This window comes from Streptomyces sp. SID3343 (genome assembly GCF_009865215.1).
Classification (GTDB): Bacteria; Actinomycetota; Actinomycetes; order Streptomycetales; family Streptomycetaceae; genus Embleya.
The window spans coordinates 1-6,024 of sequence record NZ_WWJX01000354.1; the positions used below are offsets into that span (position 1 = coordinate 1).

A 6,024-nucleotide genomic window follows, 5' to 3' on the forward strand; every position below is an offset into this window, starting at 1 on the left:
GGGCGGGCGGGCGGCCCAGGGGATCACATCCCCTGGGTCCGTCGGTCGGTGCCGCGCATCGTGGAGGACATGAACACGAACGAGCCCCCGGCCGCTCCTCCTTCGGCGTCGGCGCGAACTGCCGTCGTCACGGGTGGATCACGCGGTATCGGTCCGGCGGTTGCCCTCGAACTCGCCCGGGACAACCTTGCCGTCGTGGTGAACTACGCCTGTGACGCGGTCGCCGCCGAGGGGGCGGTGCCGGTGATCGCCGCCGGCGGTGGGTGGGCGATCGCCGTCCGGGCGGGATGTCGCGGACGAGGACGCGGTCGTCGTGCTCTTCGATCGGGCCGAGTGGGAATGGGGCGGCGTGGACGTCGTGGTGGACTGCGTCGTGGGTCTGACCGATGGTGGGCTGTGCGCCGGCTGCGGCGCGGCCGGCGCGTTTCGGGCCGGGGTGGTGTCCTACCGCACCGGGTCGGTGGGCTCCGCGGGCTCGGTGCGCTTGTCCGACGAAACGAAGAAGGCGAGCAGAAGCGGGATGGCGCTGAGGCCGAAGATCCACCAGAACGTTCCGGAGAACGCCGAGAGTTCGTCTGCCGCCGTGGTTGCGCCGTCGAGCAGGTTCTGCAGGATCACGGCGACGACCGCGACGCCGAAGGGCGCCCCGACGCGCTGTACGACGCTGAACGCCGCACTGCCTCGGGGGGCCTCGTCGTGGCTCAGGTTCGAGAAGGCGAGGGTCATCACGGGGAAGGTGGTGGCGGCGAAGCCGAGTCCCTGGGCGAACTGCGCGGCCAGTAGCACTGCTGTTCCGCCGTGGCTGTCGGCCAGGGCGAACGGCACGGTCCCGATCATGGTCAGCACCGCTCCGGCGGCGATGACGAAGCGGCTGTCGATTCGTGCCGCGACGTTGCGTACGGCCACGACGTAGAACATCGCGCCGAGTCCCTGCGGGATGAGCAGCAGGCCGGTGTGCAGCAGCGTCTCGCCGCGAACTTGCAGATAGAAGAGGGGAAGCAGGAAGGACAGGGCGTAGGTCGAGAACCCGCCCGCGAAGGTGATGGCGCTTCCCAGGCCGAAGCTGCGCCGTGTGAACATGCGGACGTCGATGAGAGCGGGACGGCGGGCGCGCAGCGAGTGGACCGTGAAGACGGCGAGCAGCACGGCGCCGATGGCGAGCGGGAGCCAGGCGCCGACGGCGGCGAAGCCGTCCTTTCCGGATATCTCGCTGATGCCGTAGGCGAGGGCGACGACGCCGGGCGTGAGCAGGAGGAAGCCGCGAATGTCGAGCCGGTGGCCGCGCTGTCCGGCGGTCGAGGGCAACAGGATCCGGCCGAGCACGAGCGCGGCGACGCAGACCGGCACATTGATCAAGAACAGCCAGTGCCAGCTCAGTGACTCCAGGATGGCGCCGCCGAGCACTGATCCGAGGATCGGTCCGAGGAGACCGGGAAGCATGACCGCGGCTGTGGCCTTGTGGATGCGTTCCGGGCCGGCTGCCCGCGTGACGATGGTGAGCGTGATCGGCATCACCATGCCGCCGCCGATTCCCTGGACCACCCGGTAGGCGATGAGCTGGGGCAGGGAATCCGCGAGGCCGCACAGGGCCGAGCCGACGAGGAAGGCGCCCATGGCGAACAGCCACGCGTTGCGCGCGCCGAACCGTTCGGAGAGCCACCCGCTCACCGGGATCACCGACACGAACGCCAGCAGATAGCCCGTCGCGACCCACTGCGTCCGGGCGACCGAGGCATCGAACACCACCTGCAGGTGGTTCAGGGCGATGTTGACGATCGTCGTGTCCAAAAGCGTCGTGAACACTCCGAGCGCCAGGACGAGGCTGATGAGGGTCAACCGGCGATCGGTCACCGGCGCCGCGGCCTGCGCGGCCGTTTCTGTCGAGGTCATGACGAGCACACTACACCGTGCAGTGTAGCTACTGCACCGGTCGGTGTAGGATGACCTTCGGAGGTACGGATGAGCGCTGTTGGCACGGAGAAGTCGGTGCGCGAGGGGTCCCTGGAGAAGCGGAAGGCGATTCTCGCCGCCGCGCGGGACCTGTTCGTGCGCCAAGGAGTGGACCGCGTCAGCATGGATGCCGTCGCGGCCGGAGCCGAGGTGTCCAAGCGCACCGTGTACGACTACTTCGGCGACAAACGCCGCCTTTTCCTGGCCATCCTCTCGGACGCCTCCCAGTCACTGGTGGCCACTGCGCGCCGGGCGCTCGACGAGCACCTCCCGGAGGGCGCGCAGATCACCACGGTGCCGCAACTGGAGAAGGCCCTCACCGCGTTGGCGATCGACCTCGGCACGTCGATCGTCGGCTCCGCCGACTACGCCGCCGGCTTCGCCCTCGTCGCCCAAGAGCGCCTGCGGACGCCGACGACCGAGGACGACATCGCGACGGGGGCGGTGGAGGAGGCGTTCGCGAAACGCATCGCCGACTTCGTCGACGCCCGACTCCTGGACACGGACGACCCGCGTCTGGCCGCCGACCACTTCTTCGCCCTGACGGTCCTGTTGGCCTACAACCGTCAACCGGTCCCCGCCAACCCCGTCCCGGACAAGGTCCGTCAGACCATGATCGACGGGGCCCGTGCATTCGTCCGCGCGTACGCCACACGTTAGGAACGGCGTGATGTTGCGCTCGGCGGTCCGTCAGGGTGGCGCCCGGCCGGATCCCGCGCGACCTCCGGCGGCTTCGGCGACCCGCTCGACACGGTCCCGCGTGAACCGATCCGGGGACTGCTCCACTGCCGGACTCCTGTCGCCTGCCTGCCGGAGTCCTGTCGCCTGCCCGGGGTCGACGAGGTCGACCGGGTAGTCCTCCTCGACGTCGGCCGATCGGCTGACCGACTCCCACGCGCCCGCCTCCTCGGGTCGACTCCTCGAGTACGCCTGCCTCGGGTCGACTCCTCGAGTACGTCTGCGCCATCCGCACGGCGCCCGCCCCCAACATCGGACGCGAGGGCGGGTTCGAATGCCCGACGACTCGGACCGGGATCTCGCCGGCGTAGCGCGGGGGCCGGCCCGGCAGTGCGAGGGCGATGAAGAGTTCGTGGCGCACCGTGCGGATGGTGGGGCGGGTTGGGGCGGGTGTGGAAGGTGATGCGGCGGATGTCCCGGTCGGGTTCGGGCTCGCGCAGGCAGCCGGCGACCGCCGTGGTCTTGCCGAAGCCGGCACCGCCGTGGGTACACGTCATGGCGCGGGCGGCGATGGTGTCGGCGAGGTTCTCCCGCACGGTGAGCAGCGCGCGGGGGGTCACCAGGCGCGCGTCGGGCAGGCGGACGTACCGGTCGGCGGGCGCGGGCGGCAGGCGACGGGCGACGGGTCGTCCGGGGTCCTCTCGGGCGAGGGGTGGGTGCCGATTCGACGGGCCGGGCACGGGCTTCGAGTGTCTCGGGGGCGGCCCGGTCGGCCGGTGGCGGTGCGGGCGGGACCAGGGCGGGCAGCGCCGGCGCGGTCAGGTCGCCTTCGTGGTGGCGGGCCGGTCCCCGGGCGGCCTCGGTCGCGGTCAGGGCGTCCAGGCGGCGCGCGTGGGTGGGGGTCGTGGCGGGGTTCGTGGCGGGGGACGAAGCGGTCGTGGCGGAGCTGTTCGGCGGCTTCGGCCTCGACGCGCAGGCGGCGGGCGCGGGCCGCTCGGGCACGGCGCAGCGCGGCGCGTGGTTCCTCGGTGGCCCGGTCGGCCAGGTGGGCGGTGCCCAGGCGGCGGCCGTGGGGGGTGGTGTGCGTTGGCCGATCCGGCGGCCGGTCCGTTGGATGCCCTGCCGGTGGGACGCCGGCAACTAGAGTGGGGCGGTCGGATCGTCGTGAGGGAGGGGTGTGGGGTGACTGCCGAGCCCGAGTTCTCGACTCCGGTGATCGCGCGGCCGGAGTGCACGATCGAGAGTGTGCGTGCGGCGATCGCGTTGTTGGCGCCGCACTGGCTTCCCGAGATGGACCGGTCCCAGCGTGAGGCGACCGCGAAGGCGTTGGAGGTCAACCGGCTCGATCCGTTGCGGGGCTGGTTGCGACACTGGGCGGCGATCGCGGAGATCGAGCGTCACCCGGACCTGGCGTTCCGCTACCACCACGCCGAGCAGGTCGACACCGTCAGCGACGACCCCGGGGTGCGTGCCCGCGGTGTTCGGGTCGCCGGCGAGTTGTTGCGGGCCGCCTACGCCGCGGTGGGCGTGTGAGCTGGGGCTGGGAGTACGAACCCGACCAGGCGAGCGTGGTGGGCGGGGCGCCGGAGGCGTTCGTCGCCCTGGTCGAGACCGCGGTCGCGGAGATCGTCCGTGCGGCCGAGGCCCTGTATCTCGACGGGACGCTGTACGAGGGCCCCAATCCCCGCGCGGCAACCGCCTACATCGACGATGGCATGTTCGTGTACCTGATCGTGGTACGCAGCGAACGCGTCTACGTCCTGCAGACGACATACCTCCCCGCCCGCTGACACCGTTACGTCCGTATCCGCGTACCTTGGGCGGAGGAAGTCCCGGCCGCGGTCGAAGCGCACGTGCTCGGGCAGGCCGCCGATGGGTCCGCAGGGGTGGGTGCGCACGATCGCGGAACGCAACGCGGCCAGGACCGAAGCCCACGCCGGAGGGCACGGCAAGTCGATGAACCACGTGACATACGGGTGGACGAGATCGCCGTCGGCGTCCACACGCAACGGGGCCTGGACGTGGTCGGCCTCCCAGGTGTGGTTGCACCAGGTCCGGGGACACTTGGCGAACACGTCCAGGACCCGGGCGGCCTCCGGGCCGCCGCGGTGACCGACCCGCTCCCCCGCGGTCAGATCCCGGCGGAAAGCGCGCAGGAACGCCGACGGCGACGGTCGAGACGACGTGTACGCCGGGTGTGTACACGCGCGCGCCGTGGGCGAACGGCGAGGGTGGTGCTGTGAGCGGGGTGGTGTCGGGTCGCTCTCCCGGGGCCCGGCGGGTACGCCGGGTCGGGGTCCGTGCACGGGGCGGCCGGCCTCGCAGGCCGTGCCCAAGAGGGCGAGTTCGGCCGGGGCGCGGGCGTAGCGGTCGGGATCTTGTTGGGCGGGCGCGGGCCGGGGGATCTCCAGGACACGGCCCGTGTGTTGCTCTTGCTGTACGGCGCGGTGGAGCGTCGTCAGGGACGGCAGGGTGTTTGTGGTCGGCGACGGCAGGGCCTGGTCCGGGTGTTCCCGCATCCACAGGTGCAGGGCCTTCACGCTCGCGCCCAGGTCCGACAGGCGCGCCCGCAACGCGTGCGAGACGGTGGAGGAGTGCCGCCGCGTGGCCGGTTCCGCCCGCCCGGACTCGCGGGTGATCGCCGGCCGACGCCAGACCGTACGGGGTGGGACCCCGGCCGCGGCGGCGGCGATCCGCACGTGCACCGTCTCCACCGTCCCGGCCTCGTCCAGCGCAAGAAGACGGCCCACCACCACCAACCGGCGTGCCAGGGCACGGTCTTGGGACACCGACGCGGCCGGCGACGCTTGCACGGCAGCGGCGCACGGCGGCGTGCGGGGCCTGCGGGGCGCGTACCCGGGACCGAAGACACCGACGGCGGAGACGACTTCACCCTCATACCCGCGAACACACCCCACCCCCGAGCCGACCGACACAGGAATGCGCATCCCCACGACAACCGGACCACGCATGTGCTAGGAAGTGTCTTCAAAGTGGACGGCGGAGCCAGAGCAGGATCGACGCGATGGTGATCGCGGCGGTGAACGAGGACGTGGTCTTGTCGTAACGAGTCGCGATACCGCGGAACTGTTTCAGGCGGTTGAAGCAGCGCTCGACGACGTTGCGTCGCTTGTACGCCTCGGGGTCGAACAGAGGTGGGCGGCCGCCGTGTTTTCCCTTGCGGAGACGGTTCGCGACCTGGTCACGGCGCTCGGGGATGGTGTGCGGGATGCCTCGCCGTCGCAGGTGCGGGCGGATCTTTCGCGAGCTGTAGCCCTTGTCGCCCAGGACGTGGTCGGGTCGGCTCCGGGGCCGGCCCGGGCCGGCTCGTGCGACGCGGATGGTGGCGAGGAGGGCCTCGAGTGGGGTGCAGTCGTTGACGTTTCCTCCGGTGAG

General features: G+C 71.4%; 6 protein-coding genes and 1 pseudogene. 5 read left to right on the forward strand and 2 right to left on the reverse strand.

Going from position 1 to position 6,024, the window contains the following annotated elements; genetic code table 11:
- Positions 1-69 precede the first annotated feature (69 nt).
- Positions 70-367 (forward strand): annotated as a pseudogene (locus GT354_RS53835) (SDR family NAD(P)-dependent oxidoreductase); the annotation flags it as partial.
- A 77-nt stretch (positions 368-444) separates the two neighbouring features.
- Here the strand turns inward: GT354_RS53835 and GT354_RS12060 are convergent.
- Entirely contained in the window at positions 445-1,890 is a 1,446-nt protein-coding gene (locus GT354_RS12060; RefSeq protein WP_161356295.1) for an MDR family MFS transporter, read from the reverse strand.
- Positions 1,891-1,959: 69 nt separating this feature from the next.
- Between GT354_RS12060 and GT354_RS12065 the strand changes: the two genes are divergently transcribed.
- From GT354_RS12065 to GT354_RS12080, 4 genes are all read left to right on the forward strand, one after another.
- Entirely contained in the window at positions 1,960-2,610 is a 651-nt protein-coding gene (locus GT354_RS12065; RefSeq protein ID WP_161356296.1) for a TetR/AcrR family transcriptional regulator, read from the forward strand.
- A gap of 922 nt (positions 2,611-3,532) precedes the next feature.
- Complete coding sequence (locus tag GT354_RS12070) at positions 3,533-3,772, forward strand: hypothetical protein (protein WP_161356297.1); 240 nt, start codon at positions 3,533-3,535, stop codon at positions 3,770-3,772.
- 38 nt (positions 3,773-3,810) lie between these two features.
- Positions 3,811-4,161, forward strand: coding sequence for a hypothetical protein (locus GT354_RS12075; RefSeq protein ID WP_161356298.1), 351 nt, complete (start codon positions 3,811-3,813; stop codon positions 4,159-4,161).
- On the forward strand, positions 4,158-4,418 hold the full coding sequence (locus GT354_RS12080; RefSeq protein WP_161356299.1) for a hypothetical protein: 261 nt from the start codon (positions 4,158-4,160) through the stop codon (positions 4,416-4,418). Before GT354_RS12075 ends, GT354_RS12080 begins: the two co-directional genes overlap by 4 nt.
- Before the next feature lie 1,198 nt (positions 4,419-5,616).
- On the opposite strand, the gene GT354_RS12085 is transcribed toward GT354_RS12080, so the two are convergent.
- Positions 5,617-6,024: IS5 family transposase (locus GT354_RS12085; protein ID WP_161356300.1), on the reverse strand; the 408-nt coding region annotated here is incomplete at its 5' end.